Here is a 19,973-nt window from a genome sequence, read left to right as displayed (position 1 = left end):
TAGAAAAATGGATATTGCTATAAAGATTACCTTGGTCGCATCCATTGTGCTGGTGGGCTATAACCTGCATCAGCTGGTGACAAGCTACGAGGCCATTTGTGAAAAGGTCAAGGAATTCAAGGCGATGGCGCTCGAAAATGATTCGGATGAACAGTCCGTTCGTCGTTCCAATTTTTTGCTGACGGGAACGCTTTCTCTCCTGTTTATTGCGCTGACCTATCTTTCGGGGCTCGCCTATTGGGTGGTGGGAGCCGTGTTTGTAAAGCTTGCTGTTTCGATGTTCCTGTCTCATTTGGAAATTTCCCAGATTTTCAAGGAAAATTCGATTCGTCCGAGTTTCTTCAAGATGACCAAGGTGGATGCCGCGGTGAATGTCTTGATGGGACTTGGAATTGCGATCATTGCCGTGTCGTGAGGAGCCTATGAAAAAGATTGTCGCCATACTCGTGTTTGCCCTGTTTGCCTGCGTTCCCGCCTGGTCGCAGGGAGGGGCTGGGGCCGCTCTGAGTGGCATTCGTACTCCGTTAATTGTTGGAAGTGCGCTTGGGTTCGGCTCGGGGACGGGCGTGGGTTCGGACCGTGGCATTGGACTTCGACAGATTGAACCGATCGTTGGTCTCTGGTATCCGGGAATGGGCTTTTTCCGTATCGGGTATGGAATGTTCGGTTACGAAGAAGATGCCGACAGTGGTGATGATTACGATGTCGATCACTCCGAATTGGATTTTGAACTTGGCGTTCACTTGTTTGGCGAACTTTACCTGATGGGCAAGTATTCGCGTGTCAAGGAACTTTCCGATATTGGTGACGTCGCCTGGAACGAATGGGGGGCCGGATTCGGCTCTATCCTGTATATTTTCTCGAAGACGATGCTTTTTGCCGATGTGGAATACCGCTGGGTGCTTTCGCACTACGATCCGTTCAAGAATAAGAAAGTTCGTGGTGGTCGCATTCAGATGAACCTGGGCTTCTCGGTGTTCGCGTTCTAGATTTGAGGATTTACGTTGTCTGAGTTTAAGAAGAATGTTGCGGTTTTAGGGGGTGCTTTCGATCCGGTTCACCTGGATCATATCCGTGTGGCGAAAACCTGTCTGGAAAGAAATTTCTGTGACGAAGTTTGGTTTATGCCGAGCCCGGACCGTTGGGACAAGAAACTGAATGCAAGTCCCGAGGACCGTTTTGCCATGCTGGAACTTGCCATGGAAGGCGACCCACGTCTGATTCTTTCGGACTTGGAAATTGAGCAGGGCGATTTTCGTGGCTCGTACGTATTTTTGTGTGGACTCAAGGAAAAGTTCCCCGACATCAACTTTCGACTGCTGACCGGTGCCGACACCTACGATGGCATTCCGCATTGGCGTGATCCGATGAATTTTTTCGGCACCAACTACAACGGCCACCTGTTGCTGCGAGACATCGAACTGATTGTATTTGCCCGTAACGGGTACCCGAAACCGGATATGGTGGCGCACAAGGCGAAGGGCTATGCAAATCTGTTGTGGCTTGGCCCCGAAGAAGGCTTTGAAGGCGTCTATTCGAGTACCGCCATTCGCAAGGCGCTCCTGTGTGGCGAAGAACCCAAGGGACTTCACCCGAAAGTGTACGAATACATAAAGCAGCGTGGACTGTACAGGGAATAATGTCGCGCGCACCTTCTGATATGTATTTCGAGAGCGTGGTGCAGCCTGAACACGAGGGCTGGCTTCTGCTCGATTCCTTATGTAAGCGTTTTACCTACCATAGCCGTGAATTGTGGAGCGAAAAGCTTTCGGGTGGATTCGTGAAAGTGAACGGTGAAACGGCGAACCTTGAAACGGTTGCGCACCGGGGCGACAAGGTGGTGTACCACGTGGCGAACTACACCGAACCCGAAGTGCCGACGGATTTTAAGATCGTTTTCGAAGACGACGAATTCATGCTGGTGGCAAAGCCTGCGGGGGTGCCGGTACACCATACGGGGCATATTTTCTACAATACTTTCACCTCGATTGTTCGCCGTGGAACCGATTACGAAACGGCTACGCCGATGCATCGCTTGGACCGCGATACCGGCGGACTTATGCTGTTTGCGAAGTATGCAGAATCGGCGGCGAGGTTCCAGAAGAATTTGGATCGAATCCTGCTGAAAAAATTCTATATGGCGGTTGTCCGTGGCGAATTTCCGATGGTAGAATCAGAGGCTTCGACGTTCGATTTTCTGGATTCTCAGGTTTTCCTTGAGGGTAACGCCTGCGTCGTAGACTGCGAAATGCCTTTGCGCGAAGACCCCGAGGACCGTCTGCGGCTACGGATGCACCGTTTTTCAGATGGCAAACCCTGCCATACGCGATTCAGGTGCCTAGGCAGGGGAAAACTTCTGCATCCTGTTGCGGGGGAGTCTAATTATTCTGTAGTGGAAGCGGAACTTTTGACGGGCCGCAAGCACCAGATTCGCGCTCACCTCGCTGAACTCGGGTTCCCGATTCTGGGGGATCGCCTGTACAGCTTCGACGGGATCTACTACGAAAAAATGTCGCGTTCCTGGTCTAGGGATTCCTCTGTAGACAATTCCGAGGCGGGGCTTAGCGCCGAAGACCTGGAGGCCCTCGGTGGAAAGTCTCAGATGCTCTATGCTTACAAGGTCGAAATTCAGTTGCCCTATTGGAAAGAACCGCGTGTTTTTGAGTGTACGGACTGTCCCGAAGAGATGTCGGAGCTGCTCAAGGGCATACAAAGGAACGTTTAGAAGGGCTCCGTGCATACAAAAATGTTTTTTTTCAAAAAAAACAAAAAAAATTGCCCTTTACCCTTGACAAATAATCTGTATTATCTATATTTGGTGCCGTCGATGAGGGAAACCTCGAAAGACAAAATTGCTTCATAGCTCAGTTGGTAGAGCCCGCGACTGTTAATCGCGTTGTCCTTGGTTCGAGTCCAAGTGAAGCAGTGAAAAAGGTTCCGATGAAAGTCGGAACCTTTTTCTGTTATAGGGTTGCTTTTTTATATATTTGAGAAGAATCTTTTTATGGGGGCTTTATGCTCAGAAAATTATGGATTGCCTTGTTTGCCTTTGCTGTTTTTGCCGTGGCGGATCCTATTGCGATTGAAGGCCGCTTGACCGAAATTCCGGGCAAGATGCCTAGCAATGACCTTTACAGCTATGTGTATATGTTCAAGTACAAGGTCCTGAAGGTGGAATCGGGAACGCTTGATGCCAAGGAGGTGCTGGTGGGGGTATATAATCCCCTGATTGCCCGCGGCAAGGTGAAAGACAAGATGGCCGATAAGTCCAAGGGGAATGTGGGCGAATTCAAGGCAAAGGCCAAGCATAAGCTCAAGCTTGTTCCGCTCGAAGGCAACTGGGATGGCGCTGTCGAAGATGAATACTTTGATGACGAATCTCCGCGTTACCTGGCTATTGAGGTTAATGAGTGATGAGGTCGCTCGTTTCACTCGCTTTGTGCGGTGAGGTTGGTCGCCTGCGGCTCCCTTTGAGGGAATTTGTTGTTGATATTGACTTCTTCATCACGACCCCATACCTCAAAGGGGCTTTAGCCCCGCGCTCATAGCTCAATCCTCTATGGTTTTCTCTTCCCAGATTTTTCTGTTCTATTTTTTGCCGACTTTCCTGGTCGGGTACTTCGTGTTGTACAGGTTACACGCGAAGCATTCGACGTTGAACTTTTTCATTACCGTCTTCAGCTACATCTTTTACGGCTGGCTTGAACCGTGGCTTGTCTTTTTGATGTTCGGCTGCACCCTGGTGGTGTATGTGGCTGGCCGCTTTATTTCGGCTCCGGGAGCTTCTCCGCTGCAGCGGAACTTGGCGCTTGGTGCGGCGGTCGCGGTAAACCTGGGGGCGCTAGGATTTTTCAAGTACTACATGTTCGGCATGGGCATCATTAACGATGTAGCGACTCGGCTGGGGTGCGAGCCGTTCTCGGTGATGACGGTGCTTTTGCCGGTCGGAATTTCGTTCTATTCGTTCCAGTCCATGAGTTACGCGATAGACGTGTGGCGCGGTACGGCGCCTCCGGTCAAGAACTTTGCGACTTTTGCGTGCTATGTGGCCCTTTTTCCGCAGTTGGTGGCGGGCCCGATCGTGCGTTACAATACGGTGGCCGAAGAATTGGAAACCCGTACGCATACTCTTGAAAACTTTGTGCGCGGCATGGTGTTTTTCTGTTTCGGTTTTGCCGAGAAAATTTTCCTTGCGAACCAGGTGGGCATTATCGCCGACCGCGTTTTTGCGGCCGATGCCCCCGGCGTACTCAACAGCTGGTGGGGTTCGTTGGCGTACATGTTCCAGATATATTTTGATTTTTCGGCGTATTCGAACATGGCGATAGGCCTTGGGCTGATGCTCGGGTTCCATTTTCCGCGAAACTTCAATGGACCTTACCGTTCCAAGAGCATTACCGAATTCTGGAAACGCTGGCATATTTCACTTACGAGCTGGTTCCGCGATTATCTGTACATTCCGATGGGCGGTAACCGCGTCGGAACGGCGCGTTTGTATTTCAACTTGTTCCTGGTGATGTTCGTGAGCGGCGTTTGGCACGGGGCTAACTGGACTTTTGTGTGCTGGGGCCTTTACCATGCGTTCTTTATGATTGTGGAACGCGCTAATAACAAGCAGGCGTTTTACTATAAGGCTCCGCAGTTGGTTCAGCTTGCAATTACCCAGGTAATTGTGCTGTTCGGCTGGGTGCTGTTCCGCGCCGATTCTATAGGCGATGCCGTTCGCATGTGGAAGAATATGCTTGGACTCGGGGCGACTGCCGTTTCGGATGCCTTGCTCTCTGCAGAAATCTTCACTCCGAGCTGCGTCGTGTTTATGGCGCTTGCCACGGTGCTTTCTTTCTGGCGATTCCGCAGCTACGACTGGTGCATGAACTTTACGCCTGCCCGTGTGGCTTTGGTGCTTGGAATCTTTGTCGTAGCGATTCTTGCGCTCTTTACGCAGAGCTACAACCCCTTCCTGTATTTTCAGTTTTAAACCATTCCCCATAAAAAAGCTCCCGAAAAAAATTTTCGGGAGCCTTGCAATATCCAGAGGTGTTTGGATAATTGAATTTTTTTGTGCTTTCGCGAGCGGTCGCTTACACCTTTGCGAGTTTCTTCAGGGTAGCGGCTTTATCCGTTTTCTCCCAGGTGAAGCGAGCGCCGGTGCGGCCAAAGTGACCGAGGGCGGCGGTAGCCTGGTAACCCGGCTTCTTCAGGTCGAGCATCTTGACGATGCCGGCCGGAGAGAGGTCGAAGGTCTTCTTCACGATTTCTTCGATCTTGTGGTCGTCAATCTTGCCCGTGCCGAAGGTGTTCACGAGAACGGACACCGGCTTGGAGTAACCGATGGCGTAGGCGAGCTGCACTTCGCAACGGTAGGCGAGGTCTGCAGCCACGATGTTCTTTGCCACGTAACGAGCGGCGTAGGCGGCACTACGGTCCACCTTGGACGGATCCTTGCCGCTGAATGCGCCACCACCGTGACGACCCATGCCACCGTAGGTGTCCACGATAATCTTACGACCGGTAAGGCCACAGTCACCGTGCGGGCCACCGACCACGAACTTGCCGGTCGGGTTCACGAGGTAACGGGTCTTCTTGTCCAAAAGCTTTGCCGGAATCACCTTCTTGATGAGCTTTTCGATGATTTCCTTTTCGATCGTGGCGTGCTTGAGTTCCTTGCCGCTCACGAATTCGTCGTGCTGGGTAGAAATCACCACAGTGTCCACGCGGACCGGCTTGTCGTTTTCGTCATATTCAACAGTCACCTGGGACTTGGCGTCCGGGCGGAGCCACTTGATCTTGCCCTTTTCGCGGAGGTTCTGGATTTCTTCCATGAGCTTGTGGGCGAGGCTGATCGGGAGCGGCATCAGTTCCTTGGTTTCCTTGACGGCGTAACCGAACATCATGCCCTGGTCACCGGCACCCTGCTTGTCATCTTCCTTACCGTCGGCGGCCTTGGCGTCCACGCCCTGGGCAATGTCGGGGGACTGCTTGTCCATAGCGACGAGCACGGAGCAGCCCTTGTAGTCAAAAGCGAGTTCCGGATTCACGTAGCCGATGCCCTTGATGGTCTTGCGGGCGATCTGCTGGTAGTCGATGACTGCCTTGGTGGTGATTTCGCCGGAAACCACGACGAGGCCCGTGTTCACGAGCGTTTCGCAGGCCACGCGGCTGTTCGGGTCTTGGGCGAGGCAGGCGTCGAGGATAGCGTCGGAAATCTGGTCGCAGACTTTGTCCGGATGTCCCTTGGACACCGATTCAGAAGTAAAGAGATAATGTGCCATTTTGGCTCCTAGGTGTTTCCAGCACCGAAAAGAATGTCGCATTTTTGAGCAATCCCAAGCGCTGAAAAAACGGGGTTATATGTTTTCTATGCATAAATCTACAAAAATGCATAGACTTTGACAACTCCGAATAGGCGAATTTATATAAAAATGGTGATGTGGTGGATCATTTTTTGCTATTTTGTAGCCGATGCATAAGTTTTCTCCATTTCGTCTGGTTTTCCTAGCGTTGACGGCTTTTGTCTTGGCTGTCTTTTCCGCCTGTTCCGACGATGATAGTGATGTCGAGTATGCTTTCGGTCGTGAAATTTCGGATATCTCGATCATTCGGCAGTGTGCAGATGATGCCGATAGCGGTGCCGTCTGCTACATGGTGCGTTTCCGCTTTCCCTATGACACCCTGGACCTAAAGCAAATTTATTTGTGGGTGGGCGATTCCGTCGTGACGGACTCCACTTCGTCTGTCGATGACGAGGATCTTGAAAAGGCGACGGCGGTCTTCAAGTTCTCTTCGGAATTAGAAGCACAATTCGACACGATTGACCTGACTCCCTACATTCAGGAGCATGTCGAGGCGAACCGAGACAGCCTGTTGATTTCGCTCTACTGCGACTATGCGAGTGGACACGAAGGCTCGGTCAGACGGACTTATTTGCGCTTGCGTGATGACATCGCTCCGTCGGAATTGAACATGGACGATTCCACCTGGACGACGGGTGCCCTTATTACGTGGACGCGCCCTACGGACCAGACCGATTTTTACAAGCCGAGCGAACTTTCTGGCCCCATTGTGGGGTACAACATTATTGTTTATACGAAAGAATCTTCCGAAGATTTGCGAAAGTTGAAAATTCGGGTTGAAACCCCGGAGGGAATCGATTCGACTGGCGAAACGCTTTACGAGCGCAATGCGCGAATTTACGCCATTGAAGATTCCCTGTGGGTGGGCTCTGAATCCCATATCGCAAAAAATGAGCTTCGTTTCGTAATCTTGGACGGCAAGGGTTATAACGAGGATCCGGATTCCAACTTTTTCCGCCTGACCATCGAAGGGCTTAAGCCGGAAAGTGAATACCGGATTGGTTATTCGTCTTGGGATTCTAGCGGAAACGATTCGGGCACCGAACGCTATGACCGTGAAAAGGGCTGGCTGACCTTTAATACGACCGATTCGATCGCTCCCTTGATGCCCACCAAGATTTTTACGCTTGAAGATACCTTGTTCCCGGGAACGGCTAGGCTCGATAGTAATAACCGCCTGCGCTTTTTCTGGAGCCAGAGCGTAGACCCCTACCAGGTAGACCATGGAATCAAGGTGGATTCCGTGCTGAGTATCCCCGATACCTGTCTTTCCAGGGTGTGCTACGGCAAGGTCAGTCGCTATAAAATTGAATACCTGGACCGCAACACCAAGGAATGGGTCGTATACCGTCAACCGGATTCTCTGGACCGCTATACCAAGTTGTACAAAATTTCAAAAGACACAATGAAGGTCGCGTCGAAGGGAACCTTTGTGACCGATACCATCCGTTGGGTGGCTCCGGGAGATACGCTGATACTACGAATCCGCTCGATTGACGAATCGGGTTACTATTCGGTGGCGCTAGTCGATACCATTGCCGTGTCGCCGGGTGCGCTTGCAAAAGAAATCGAATGTCCGGAAGGCTTTGTGCCGGTAAAGGCGTCTGACTCGAATGTTTTCTGTATGGAACGCCTGGAACACCAGGATGATTCGGGTGCCTTTGTGACGAATGTGCGGCATTCCGAGGCGGAGGCGATTTGCGAAGGCATTTCGGCAGACGGTTTCAAGGTGGGGCTCTGCAACGAGCGTGATTGGGAACTGGTCTGCCTTTCCGGTGGAACGCTTACCTATGGCGTGATTCAAGAAGATGTTTCGGATTCGCCCGATTACCTGTCGGATTTCTTGATAAAGGATTGTAACGTTGCGACAAACGATTCCCTGACAGCAAGTGATGTGGTTAAGCGAAATTCCCGCTGCATGAACCCGATGGGCGTACGCGACATGCCGGGGCAGTTCCAGGAGTGGGTGAATGGCCGCTCCGAAGATACGATTGCGGTTGTCAAGGGCGGAAGCTACAAGACGATGGGTGGCATTGACCGTGAAACCCAGGCTCGTTGCACAAACCGCAGTTTCCCCATTTTTACGCGCCTCGCTTATACGACAGATTCTGTTTACCTGTACCGCGAAGGAACGAAGGTTGATACCGTATTTAAGGCGGATACGTCGAAGACGCTTTTCATGGTGCTGACGAAAAAGGATTTCAAGGATTCGCTGCAGTTCTTTGATGTGCAGGATTCGAACGGTAATTCCGTCGGGACGGACTATGCGCTCTATTCTGAATACAAGAAGGGCGGCGAAAAGTGGCTAGAAGAATTGGCGAACGGCATGAAATATGTGCCGGACCATGTCGAAGTTGTTTTCCTGACGGGCGAAAGGGTTTCGTACCGGGGGGCGGCGAACTTCTACAGGTCTCCGATAATCGGCTTCCGCTGCTGCGCGTATAAGAATGAATAATTAAATGACACGCTGTGTCATCCTGAACGAAATCACGAAGTGATGAAGTGAAGGATCTCTAGTAACATTATGTCTACTACTCAAGATTTTCTCTCTGTGGCTGAAACTCTCGCGAAAGAAGCGGGGGCTCTTTGTCTTGAAATCCAACAGAATTTGGGCGATGTCAAGTACAAGTCCAAGAAAGACGTGGTGACTCGCGCAGACTATGCGAGTGAAAAGCTGATTGTAGAGGGGCTTCGCAAGGCTTTCCCCGAACACTCCATCCGCACCGAAGAGGCTGGCGTTATCGAAGGCTCGGATCCGCGATACCGCTGGATTATTGACCCGGTGGACGGTACGGTGAATTTCAGCCGCGGAATTCCCTTGTGGGGCATTTCGATTGCGCTTTTTTTTGAAGGCAAGCCGCTTGTGGCGGTTGTGAATTTGCCGAAACTCGGCGAACTCTTTACCGCGGTGAAGGGCGGGGGAGCGTTCATGAACGGTAAGCCCATTCACGTGAGCGATGAATCGGACCCGGTGCATGCCATTGTAAGCAACGGTGACTTTAACGTGGGTGTCGCTGAAAAGATCAATGTGCAGAACTCGAAGAACTTTGCCCGCGAGGCGGAAACCTTTGAACGCGTGAAGTGCCTTGGTTCGGCGGTCATCGAGGGCTGCTTTACGGCCTGCGGCCGCATCGACTGTTTTGTGATGACAATGAGCTACCCTTGGGATATTGCGGCGATTTCGCTTTTGGTCGAAGAGGCTGGCGGAAAGTCGACGCATATTGACGGAACTCCGATGCAGTTCGTGGACGCTGAACAGGTGATTTTCTCGAACGGGATTCTCCACGAGACGCTCATCAAGACAGTGGAATAACCACCCGAACCATCCCCTTTTCATCCTTACGTTCACGCCCCTGTCGTTCCAGGGGTATTTTTGTCAAATCCGTTTATCCCTTTTCTCGTCCTTGATACACCTCCTTGTTATCCCCACGATCCTCTTTTGTCATCCCCGGCTTGACCGGGGATCTTTAGTTAAATGGTAAAAAGAATTTTACTTTTTGTGGTAATTTCCTGAAACTTACAAAAATGTAGGTTTTTGCTGCGCTTAGCCCCTAAATTTATCGAAAAAAGGCAATTTTAAAAACTTTTAAAATACTAACTTACAAAAATGTAGGTTTTTGAAGTTTTTTACCCCTTTTTCACTTTTTTTCTAAACCCTTTGCTATCTTTACAGACGTTGAAAAAAACATTAACAATCAAAACTCTCAACGGAGATATAAAAAATGGCAATCAAGAATGCTTACCTTCAGAAGGTTTATGAAAAGGTCGTCGCCCGTGATCCGGACCAGGCCCTCTTCCACCAGGCTGTCCGCGAATTCCTCGAATCCCTCGACCCCGTCCTCGAACAGGACAAGTCCTGGGAAACCAACGGCGTGATCGACCGCCTCGTCGAACCGGAACGCGTGATCACTTTCCGCGTACCTTGGCTCGATGACAAGGGTAACGTTCAGGTGAACCGTGGCTACCGCGTGCAGTTCAACTCCGCTATCGGCCCGTACAAGGGCGGTATCCGTCTCCGTAACGAAGTGACGCTTTCCATGCTGAAGTTCCTCGGCTTCGAACAGATCTTCAAGAACAGCTTGACCACGCTCCCCATGGGCGGCGGCAAGGGTGGTTCCGACTTCGACCCCAAGGGCAAGAGCGACAACGAAGTGATGCGTTTCTGCCAGTCCTTCATGACTGAACTCTGCAAGCACGTCGGTGCCGACACGGACGTTCCGGCTGGTGACCAGGGTACTGGCGCTCGCGAAATCGGTTACATGTTCGGTCAGTACAAGCGCATCCGCAACGAATTTGTGGGCGTTCTCACCGGTAAGGGCCTCTCCTACGGTGGTTCTCTCGCTCGTACCGAAGCTACCGGTTACGGCCTCTGCTACTTCACTCGCGAAATGCTCAAGGACCTCGCTAACGACTCCTTCGAGGGCAAGACCGTCGTGATTTCCGGTTCCGGTAACGTTGCTCAGTTCGCTTGCCAGAAGGCAACTCAGCTCGGTGGCAAGGTTGTTACCATGTCCGACTCCAACGGCTACATCTACGACCCGAACGGCATCAACCTCGACATCGTTCTCGACCTCAAGAACAACAAGCGCGCTCGTATCAGCGAATACGCCAAGCTCGTTCCGGGTTCTGAATACCACGAAGGTTCTAAGGGCGTTTGGACGGTCAAGTGCGACATCGCTCTTCCGTGCGCAACTCAGAACGAACTCGACCTCGAAGGTGCCAAGGCCCTTATCGCTAACGGCGTGAAGGCCGTTGCCGAAGGTGCTAACATGCCGTCTACTCCGGAAGCTATCGAAGCCTTCCAGAAGGCTGGCGTTCTCTTTGGACCTGCCAAGGCTGCTAACGCTGGTGGCGTTGCTACCTCCGGTCTCGAAATGTCTCAGAACTCCGAACGTCTCTCCTGGACCTTCGAAGAAGTGGACAAGAAGCTCGAAGGCATCATGAAGAGCATCTACGCCGCTGCTTCCTCTGCCGCTGTCAAGTACGGCCAGAAGGGCAACCTCGTCATGGGTGCAAACATCGCCGGCTTCCTCAAGGTTGCCGATGCCATGAAGTGGCAGGGCGCTGTTTAATTGCTCGGGCTTACTTAACGTAAGTCCTCGCTTTTAGACTAGGGAAGGCTTCGCCCTCCGAAATGTACGACCGAATCCGCTAGAATCTGGATGAAATGCGCAGGCTGGCGGATTCTCTCGCGAACACGCCTGGTTAATACCAGGCGTTTTTCGCTCACAGACCCTCCTTTTCCAAATGCTACTAAAAAACACTCGCAAAAGTGTCATCCCCGCGAAGGCGGGAATCTAAAAAGTCTCCGGTCATAAGCCGGAGGCTTTTTTCATAAGAGGATGACTGGGAATCTCCCTTTCTTGCTGAATATCTTTTGCTGTAATAATTTAAATTGTAGGTGAAAAAAGGTGTTTCCTATGAAAAAGAGTTTATTCTCCACCAAGTCATCCTGGAGCCGCAAGGCGATCGGATCCATACAATTAAGGTCCCTGAGCCTGCCGAAGGGCCGTTTTGCCATGATGAAATCCACACAAAAATGTCATCCTGAGTGGTACACTGGGCCTGCCGAAGTGCAAGCGAAGCGCGTCGAAGGATCTCTAGCCACGTCATCCTGGAAGGGCAAAGCCCTGACGGGATCCAGTGCATTTCTTGTTGCTTTGTCTCTCGTCTTGTTCACGGCTTGCGGCGAAAATACCACCACCGAAAAAATCGTGGAAGTGGCGACCGGCGGCACTGAAATTGTCGAGTCTGTCAAGGACCTCCCTAAATGCACCAAGAACAACCAGGGTGAACAGGCTTATGTGAAGGGGGAGCCGTCCGCAAGAATCTGCGTAGACGGCAAGTGGTTTGCCACGAAGGAATCCGCGAAAGATACAGTGTTCATGGCTGGCGATACGGTTTACTTGGATGGAGGAAACTTCAGTTGTACCACCAAGGAACTCAAGGATAAGAGCGGACTCAAGATTATTTGTAACGGCGATAGCGTCGGAGTGGTGCTGAATGGCGCTAAGGGTGAACAGGGTGTTGCCGGTAAAGATGGTGCCGATGGTGAACAAGGAATTCAAGGTGAAAAAGGTGATACCGGCGAAAAGGGCGACCCTGGTGCAGCCGGCAGAGATGGTAAGAACGGAACTAACGGAACGAATGGAACCAATGGAAAAGATGGTACTGGCTGTACTTTAGCCCAGAAGGGTACAAAGGTTACGATTACCTGCGGTGATAAATCGACAACAATAGATATCGGCTCGGGGAGCGGTGGAGTCGTTGACACCGTTGAACTTGACTCTGAAAAGGTTTCTGTTTCGCTTGATTCCATTTCAGGTGTGTCGCAGAAGGGACCTTTCCTTTCGGGTTCCAAGGTGCAGGTGAAGGAGCTTGAAAGCGGCCGTACCCTGGCACAGACCGGTAATAACTTCGATGGAAAAATTCTAAACGACAAGGGTGAATTCAGGATTCCCTCGCGTATGATGGTGAGTCAGTACATGATGCTGGAGGCCACGGGTTACTACCGCAACGAAGTGACCGGCGAAGAATCGAAATCTCCACTGACCTTGTTCGGCGTGACGAACGTGCTGCTCGGCAATGTCGTGAACATCAATCTGCTCACACATCTGGAATACGAACGTGTTATCTACCTGGTGGTTCACGAAAAAATGACTGTTAGGCAAGCGAAGGAACAGGCGCAGAAGGAAATTTTCGGTTTGTTGGACATCGATGCGACGGGCTTCAGTAATTCCGAACGACTGAGCATTGCGGGCTCTAGCGATGAAGATGGCGCTTTGCTTGCGTTCTCGATTATGTTCCAGGGCGACCGCTCCGTGGCTCAACTTACGGAACTGCTGACGAAGATTTCGACGGACATGGAAAAGGACGGTACGTGGGACGATGCGAAGACGCGTATGGATATTGCGGACTGGAGTGCCGATGCGGATTCTTCGGGCAGCCTTGCAACGATACGCCACAACGTAGCCGCTTGGGGCCTTTCTGCGATGGTTCCGAATTTTGAACAATACATACGTCATTTCTGGACAACCGAATATGGCCTCGATAGCTGCAATGCAAAAATGGCGGGAACGGTCAAGGCTGCGACGGCTGGCAAACGCAAAGGCTCTAAGACGCGTTACATCTGCAAGGCTGTCGATGGCCTGGGCGATATGCGCTGGGTGATTGCAAACGATTTTGAAAAGGATACGTACCAGTGGAAAGCGGGGAAAGATGGTGCTGTGAAGGTCGGCTCCGTAACGGAAACGAAGTACTACTTGTACGACGCTGTTTCCAAGGAATGGCGTGACGCCTCCGTTGTAGAACAGAAATTGGGAGGCTGCATTGAGAGTGTGGCCGCGAATAAAAACAAGAATACGGGCTTCGTGAATGGCTACTGGTACAAGTGCGAAGACCGCGAATGGGTTCGCACCACAGCTTATATCGTGGATACACAGGGCTGGGTGCCTGGCAGCGACGGCGATGTCCAGAAAGGTGATAGCACCGATGCCTACTATGTGTTTGACCTTGCCGAGAACCAGTGGCGAGATGCCAGCGACAATGATGTGAAACTCAAACTGATGGGCTGCACCACGAACCGCACCGGCGAAATGGGACAGTCGAGTTACGACAAACGTTATTACAGTTGCGCATCGAACCACGTTTGGACATTGATGGTCGACAAGGTTGCCTATAACACCGTGGGTTACGACTGCGATAAGGAAGGCAAGATGATGACTGGCATTGTCGATACTAAGACGTACTTTGTGTGTGATGCCGGTGTGTGGCGTGAGGCGACCACAAATGAAGAACAGGAAGGTATGGCCTGTACTGTAGCGATGAATGGAACCTTTAACGATGATTCGACCCGTATTTGTGAAAATAATGGTTTTAGAAATGTAAATGTTTACGACTTTGATGTAGGTGTCAGAAATTATTTCAATCCCAAAGTCGATTACGGAACGCTAAAAGATAAACGTGATGGACGCATTTACAAGACTGTGACGATTAACGGTATGACCGTGATGGCAGAAAACTTGAACTATGCCGATGAAGGGGCGCATAGTTACCTGATAGGCAACAACTGGTGCTATAATAATGATACCACAAACTGTCTGAAGGGTGGCCGCTACTACACCTGGACTGCAGCTATGGATATAGACTCCAAGTGGCAGAAGGCCTCAGTGCCTACAGGGTCAATCAAGACTCCTCACCAGGGAATCTGTCCTGATGGTTGGCATATCCCGATGGGCAGTGAATGGGACAATCTGTTCTCCGATGTTGACTATGCTGCGCAGCAGGCGCTTGGCAATGTAGAATGGATGAATGCGACGAATGAAAGCGGCTTCTCTGCACTCCCTGTTGGCCGTGACGATAACTACGGATCTATGCATGTTGGCTTTTATGTCCTTTTCTGGAGTGCAACGGAGAAAGATGGCGAATTCGCTTATAGCTGGTATTTGGATGCTAACTATGCAAAATTAGACAATTGGTATAAATATGACCTTTCTTGGGAGATGTATAAGAGCATAGGCTTCTCCGTTCGTTGCTTTCAAGACGACCCCGTAGCACCCTAGTCATTATCCTGCAAAAGGGCGACTCCCATTAGGTAAAAACGCCTTTAAATAAAAATCAGCCTTGTCCACACGGACAAGGCTTTAAACGTTTTGCAAAGGGCGCCCCTTAAATCTCCTTGATGTTCACGCCGAGGTGGTTTAGGCGGTTGTATAGGGCGGTGCGTAACATTCCGAGTTCTTCGGCGGCATGGCGTACAGATCCGTTGCATTTGCGGATTTTTTCGACAAGAAAGTCGCGTTCCTGCTCTAATTGCTTGTGGCGGAAACTTTCATAATCGTCGTGAATTGCAGAGGGGGCGGCGTGGGCGGCGCTTGTGTTAGGGGAGGGGGCGATTCCGCTGATTTGAATGTCTTCGGGCTGAAGGATTCCGGCGCTTGTAAAGCAGAGGGCCCGCTGAATGACGTTTTCGAGTTCGCGAATGTTGCCGGGCCAGTCGTATTCCTGTAGCTTACGGAGCGCGTCCTTAGAAAGCGTATAGTGTTCGCCGGTTCCCTGGTAGGTGTGAATAAAATAATTCGCTAGGTCTTCGATGTCTTCTTTACGGTCACGGAGGGGCGAAAGCTGCATCGGAATCACGTTGAGGCGGTAATAGAGGTCTTCTCGGAACCGTTTTTCGGCGATTTCCTGCAGCAGATCCCTGTTGGTGGCCGCGATAATGCGTACATCGATATGCTTAGTCTTGTTGGAACCGATTGGGCGGATTTCCTTGTTCTGCAGGACTCTCAGCAGTTTGACCTGGGCGTGTAGCGGCATATCTCCAATTTCGTCGAGGAAAATGGCTCCGCCGTCGGCTGCCTCAAAAAGACCGATGCGTTCATTTTGAGCCCCCGTGAATGCTCCACGGGTGTGTCCAAAAAGTTCGCTTTCGAACAGGTTTTCGGGAATGGCGCTACAGTTTACGGTGATGAACTTTTCGTACATGCAGCCGACTGCTCGGGCGATCAGTTCCTTGCCGACGCCGGTTTCCCCTTGAATAAGTACGGGGCCGGTATGCACAATGGCCCGCTGGACTGTTTTTCGGAGCTGTTGCATGGCAGGGCTTTTCCCGACCAGGTGGCTCATGCGCTCGTTAAAAATTTGACGCGCCGTGCGGATTTCTTTCAGCTTTGCAATTTGCGACATCAGGTGGAGCTTTAAAGATTCCACCGAAAGAAAACTGTCGTAAAGCTTGTTCGAAATTCCACTGAGCTGTTCGGGACTTTCCGCGTATGCAAGAATCAGGGTATCCGGAGACTTTTCCCGAAAAAGCCGAAGCATCTGTAGGCTTTGCTTGGGGAATGAATCCAGATCCCAAATAACAAGAGGCACTTGCGGAATAGCGTCTGCCGAGGGAATGTCGCGGAAAATATCGACCTGGTAATCCACCGACGAAAGAACGTCCTGTATAAAAGAGGACGTTGCATTATCTTTCGCGAATAGATTGAAGGTCGCCATTTAGGGGCTTACTTTCCCAGTTCCTTGCTGCGATCGGTGCCGGCAACGACTGCCTTGATGAGCGTGCTGCGGAAGGCGCCTTCTTCGAGGGCGTTGATGCCCGCGATGGTGGTGCCTGCAGGCGAGCAGACCATGGCGCAGAGGTCGCTGGGGCTCTTGCCGGACTGCTTCACGAGTTCGACGCTACCTTCGATGGTGCCAAGGGCGAGCTTGAGAGCGACATCGCGGGTAAGGCCAGCCTTCACGCCACCGCGGGTAAGGCCTTCGATGAATTCGAAAACGTAGGCGGGAGCGCTGCCCGAAAGTCCGGTGACCGCATCCATCAGCGATTCGGCCACGCGGCAGGTGACGCCGATGTTTCCGAAAATACGTTCGGCAATGGCGAGGGTTTCTTCGGTGACGCCGTCAGTGGCAAGTCCCACGGAACCCTTGCCGACTGTAAGCGGCAAGTTCGGCATTACGCGGAGAATCTGGTTCTTTTCGCCCAGGACTTCGATAAGGGCCTTGCGAGTCACGCCTGCCATAATGCTCACGAAAGTCTTCGTGGACTTTTCGGCGGCTGCAGCGGCTTTCCATTCGGCGCTCACCAGCTTGAAAATCTGCGGCTTCACGCAAAGGAAGGTGACGTCTGCCTTGTTGATGCCTTCTGCAAAGCTACCTACGCGTACGCAACCGAGAGCGGAAACTTCGGCGGCGGCCTTGTCGGAGGGGTCAAAGAAGAAAATGGTGGATGCGTCGGTTCCGGCCTTCAAAAGACCGCGGAGAATTGCTCCTCCCATGTTGCCGGTGCCTGCGAAAAAGATTTTTTCTGACATGTTCAATACCTTCTGTTAAAAACTTATCGATTAACGCTGTCCCTGGCCTTTGCCATAAATTCAATCAAATCGGCATTGGTCTTGTTCTGTTTCATGAACTTGATGAGTTTGTCCATGACTCCGTTTTCAGTGTCGTTCTGCGTTCCCTGGCGGAAATTCCAGATGACATTGCGTTCGTGCATCGTAAGGAGGCGTTCTTCTTTACGGGTGCCGGACTTGAAGATGTCAATGGCGGGCCAGGTGCGTCTTTCGGCGAGACGGCGGTCAAGGACCAGTTCCATGTTGCCGGTACCCTTGAATTCTTCGAAAATCACTTCGTCCATGCGGCTACCCGTTTCAATCAGGGCCGTGCCGATAATGGTGAGAGAGCCGTTTTTCTGGATAATTTCGCGTACGGGTTCTGTCGGATTTTCGGGGTCGCCCGTATTGGCGAGGACGATTTGACCGTTGGAGTCTCTCATGAAGTCGCCAAGTTTGTCTGCAATCTTACGGGCTGCACCGAAGAATTTCTTGGGGAACTGCATGGCGTTTGCGTCCACGCCGCCCGAAAGAATCTTGCCGGAGTGCGGAATGACAACGTTGTTTGCGCGGGCGAATCGGGTGATGGAATCGAGGAGCACCACGACGTCCTTTTGCTGTTCGACCAGGCGCTTTGCCTTTTCAAGGACCATGGTGGCCACGCGGGCGTGATGGTCAGGCGGTTCGTCGAAGGTCGAGGCGACTACTTCGGCACGCAGGTTCGGGTTGTTTTCGACGAGCTTTCCGACGATTTCGCGCATTTCGGTCACTTCTTCGGGGCGTTCGTCAATCAAAAGAACCATGATGATAATTTCGGGATGGTTCTTCGCGATCGCACGCACCATGTTCTGCAAGAGAATGGTCTTACCGGTACGCGGAGGGGCTAGAATAATACTGCGCTGGCCTTTTCCGATGGGCGAGAACAGATCCATGACGCGGGTGCTGAATTCTTCAGAGTTCCATTCCAGCTTAATCTTTTCGTTCGGGTGAATCGGGGTCAGGTATTCGAATGCCACGCGGCGCTTGATTTTTTCGGGGTCTTCGAAATTAACCTTGTCTACACGGCGAAGGGCGTAGTACTTGTCTTGCTGATCGCGCGGGGGGCGGGCAAGACCTGCAACGGTGTCGCCGACTTTCAGGCCGAGCTTGCGAATCAGGTTCTGGCTCACGTAGACGTCGTCCGGGCCCTGCTGGTAGTTGAATTCCGTATTGCGAAGGAATCCGTGACCTTGCGGAGTGATTTCAAGAAGGCCTTCCGCATAGACGATATTGTTCTCGTTTTCGAGACTCTGCAATAAAAGGCCAAGAGACTGCTTGCGGTAACGCCTAAAGTCCAGATTTTCCTTTTGGGAGGCGAGTTCCTGCAAGTCGCTCATGGTCATCTTGCGGTACTTGCTCCAACATTCGCGTGCCTTGTTCCATGCTTCGGAGTCCGGTTCCGGGAGCGGAGTCGGGTCTTCTTCTTCGGGCTGGAAATTCCTGTTCTGGCGATTGTTCTTGTCGAAACGGCGGTTGTTCTTGCCGAACTTGTCGAAACGACGGTTTTGCTGGTTCTGGAATTTCTGCTGACCGCCATCGTTCTGAGCATTTTCGCCCTGAGCGTTTTCTGCATTTTCAGTCGACGGGTTTTCGCTTGCGGTTTCTGCGCTTGCATTTACCTGCTCGGCCCCTTCGACGGAAACAGGATTTTCTGCGGGAATCGGACTTACGGGCTTGAATTCTTCGGGTTGAGCCTGAAACTCAGGTTCTGCAACGTTGCTGTTTTCTTGTGCGACAGAGTTTTCTTGTTCGGGTGCGGATTCGTTTTCGGTGTGCTTTGCGGAGCTTTTCTTGTCCGATTTTGCCTTAGCAGGCCTTCCGCGTTTGGGCTTTGCCGCTTTTTCTTCTGTATCGTTATCGAATTTAAGATCGAGTTCTGCAGGAATTTCCATGCCTGTAGATTCCTGGTCAGCCAAGTGAGTAACTTTGGAATTCTTTTTTATTGGAGCCACGATGGTATCCTATATAATTTAAACAGCAATGTTGGTGATATATAAATGTTAATGTAAAGATGAATAATGCCCAATGGCAGGTATTTTTTGATGAACTGGAATGGGCCAGCCGTACACTTTTCGTACGACGGACAATAAAATAACTAAAATATGTGGATTTGTCATAGAAAATAGAGTTTTTTTGATTGAAAAAACATTTTTTCTTTTGATGTTCCCTGTTTGGGCGTCAAGAGTCCTCTAATTCACGTTTTTGACATAAAAAGACGGCCTTGAATATCTATATTTGCAACGTGGATTCATTAGAACGAGTTTTTGTCGCGTTGGGATCGAACCTCCCCAGTCGCTCTAAGCATTTGAGCGAGGGTCGCGAAATGCTCCGCAAAATTTCGGCGGGCGGATGGTTGGAAAGCCCCATCTATGAAACTCCTCCGGTCGGACCGGCGGGTCAGGGGCCCTATTTCAACCAGGTCGTGAGTTTCTGGTATTCGGGAACGTCTACTCGCTTGCTCCATTATCTGAAAGGTGCCGAGTTTGTACTGGGCAGAAAACCCCGCGGACATTGGAATTCTCGTGAAATAGACCTCGATCTCCTTTATTTTGGAAAGGAAGTCCACCAGGGGAGGCCGAATCTTCCGCATCCGCAAATTGTAAACCGCCAGTTTGTTCTGGTGCCCTTGAACGATATTGCTCCGGAATGGGACGATCCGCAGGTGGGAGTCAAGGTCAAACAATTGCTTTCGGACCTCTTGCAGAAAGAAGAAAAAATCCCGTTCCGCGTCATTACTTCGGAGGAACCCTGA

General features: G+C 51.3%; 15 protein-coding genes and 1 tRNA gene. 12 read left to right on the top strand and 4 right to left on the bottom strand.

All coding sequences use genetic code 11. The features are described 5' to 3' along the window. The first annotated feature begins 7 nt into the window (after positions 1-7). The 7 genes from Q0W37_RS03540 to Q0W37_RS03510 all read left to right on the top strand — a co-directional run bounded on the left by Q0W37_RS03540 (position 8) and on the right by Q0W37_RS03510 (position 4,978). Positions 8-415 carry a hypothetical protein gene (locus Q0W37_RS03540; protein ID WP_297698824.1) on the top strand — a complete coding sequence of 136 codons (408 nt, stop codon included), beginning with the start codon at positions 8-10 and terminating at the stop codon, positions 413-415. Between the two features lie 7 nt (positions 416-422). Further along, positions 423-989 carry a hypothetical protein gene (locus Q0W37_RS03535; RefSeq protein WP_297698822.1) on the top strand — a complete coding sequence of 189 codons (567 nt, stop codon included), beginning with the start codon at positions 423-425 and terminating at the stop codon, positions 987-989. A gap of 15 nt (positions 990-1,004) precedes the next feature. Further along, positions 1,005-1,640, top strand: coding sequence for a nicotinate-nicotinamide nucleotide adenylyltransferase (locus tag Q0W37_RS03530; RefSeq protein WP_297698820.1), 636 nt, complete (start codon positions 1,005-1,007; stop codon positions 1,638-1,640). Then, positions 1,640-2,725 (top strand): pseudouridine synthase, encoded by a 1,086-nt coding sequence (locus Q0W37_RS03525; RefSeq protein WP_297698818.1) that lies wholly within the window; start codon positions 1,640-1,642, stop codon positions 2,723-2,725. Before Q0W37_RS03530 ends, Q0W37_RS03525 begins: the two co-directional genes overlap by 1 nt. Before the next feature lie 128 nt (positions 2,726-2,853). Then, positions 2,854-2,926: transfer RNA gene (locus Q0W37_RS03520), tRNA-Asn, on the top strand. A gap of 89 nt (positions 2,927-3,015) precedes the next feature. After that, positions 3,016-3,414, top strand: a complete 399-nt coding sequence (locus Q0W37_RS03515; protein ID WP_297698817.1) for a hypothetical protein — start codon at positions 3,016-3,018, stop codon at positions 3,412-3,414. Positions 3,415-3,559: 145 nt separating this feature from the next. Further along, positions 3,560-4,978: an MBOAT family O-acyltransferase gene (locus Q0W37_RS03510; protein ID WP_297698815.1), complete on the top strand. Its 1,419-nt coding sequence runs from the start codon at positions 3,560-3,562 to the stop codon at positions 4,976-4,978. A 103-nt stretch (positions 4,979-5,081) separates the two neighbouring features. On the opposite strand, the gene metK is transcribed toward Q0W37_RS03510, so the two are convergent. Continuing rightward, positions 5,082-6,272: a methionine adenosyltransferase gene (gene metK / locus Q0W37_RS03505; protein WP_297698813.1), complete on the bottom strand. Its 1,191-nt coding sequence runs from the start codon at positions 6,270-6,272 to the stop codon at positions 5,082-5,084. A 244-nt stretch (positions 6,273-6,516) separates the two neighbouring features. Here metK and Q0W37_RS03500 point away from each other — a divergent pair, with 244 nt between their 5' ends. The 4 genes from Q0W37_RS03500 to Q0W37_RS03485 all read left to right on the top strand — a co-directional run bounded on the left by Q0W37_RS03500 (position 6,517) and on the right by Q0W37_RS03485 (position 14,914). Further along, entirely contained in the window at positions 6,517-8,808 is a 2,292-nt protein-coding gene (locus Q0W37_RS03500) for a hypothetical protein (protein ID WP_297698811.1), read from the top strand. A 69-nt stretch (positions 8,809-8,877) separates the two neighbouring features. Beyond that, a complete protein-coding gene (locus tag Q0W37_RS03495) occupies positions 8,878-9,666 on the top strand; it encodes an inositol monophosphatase family protein (RefSeq protein WP_297698809.1) in 789 nt (262 codons plus the stop codon). Between the two features lie 409 nt (positions 9,667-10,075). Beyond that, positions 10,076-11,425 carry an NADP-specific glutamate dehydrogenase gene (gene gdhA, locus Q0W37_RS03490; RefSeq protein WP_297698807.1) on the top strand — a complete coding sequence of 450 codons (1,350 nt, stop codon included), beginning with the start codon at positions 10,076-10,078 and terminating at the stop codon, positions 11,423-11,425. A gap of 348 nt (positions 11,426-11,773) precedes the next feature. Further along, the gene (locus tag Q0W37_RS03485) at positions 11,774-14,914 is read left to right on the top strand and encodes an FISUMP domain-containing protein (protein ID WP_297698805.1); all 3,141 of its coding nucleotides are present in this window, start codon (positions 11,774-11,776) and stop codon (positions 14,912-14,914) included. Between the two features lie 106 nt (positions 14,915-15,020). Here the strand turns inward: Q0W37_RS03485 and Q0W37_RS03480 are convergent, their stop codons facing one another. The 3 genes from Q0W37_RS03480 to rho are packed head-to-tail and all read right to left on the bottom strand — an operon-like array spanning position 15,021 to position 19,173. Beyond that, entirely contained in the window at positions 15,021-16,349 is a 1,329-nt protein-coding gene (locus Q0W37_RS03480; RefSeq protein WP_297698804.1) for a sigma-54-dependent Fis family transcriptional regulator, read from the bottom strand. 8 nt (positions 16,350-16,357) lie between these two features. Continuing rightward, the gene (gene proC / locus Q0W37_RS03475) at positions 16,358-17,164 is read right to left on the bottom strand and encodes a pyrroline-5-carboxylate reductase (RefSeq protein ID WP_297698802.1); all 807 of its coding nucleotides are present in this window, start codon (positions 17,162-17,164) and stop codon (positions 16,358-16,360) included. A gap of 23 nt (positions 17,165-17,187) precedes the next feature. Next, a complete protein-coding gene (gene rho, locus Q0W37_RS03470; protein ID WP_297698800.1) occupies positions 17,188-19,173 on the bottom strand; it encodes a transcription termination factor Rho in 1,986 nt (661 codons plus the stop codon). A 290-nt stretch (positions 19,174-19,463) separates the two neighbouring features. On the opposite strand from rho, the gene folK reads away from it, so the two are divergent. Continuing rightward, positions 19,464-19,973 (top strand): 2-amino-4-hydroxy-6-hydroxymethyldihydropteridine diphosphokinase, encoded by a 510-nt coding sequence (gene folK, locus Q0W37_RS03465; protein ID WP_297698971.1) that lies wholly within the window; start codon positions 19,464-19,466, stop codon positions 19,971-19,973.

Source organism: uncultured Fibrobacter sp., assembly GCF_947166265.1.
Classification (GTDB): domain Bacteria; phylum Fibrobacterota; class Fibrobacteria; order Fibrobacterales; family Fibrobacteraceae; genus Fibrobacter.
Note: the sequence above shows the minus strand (reverse complement) of the source record. Positions and strands in the feature narration are given on the sequence as shown.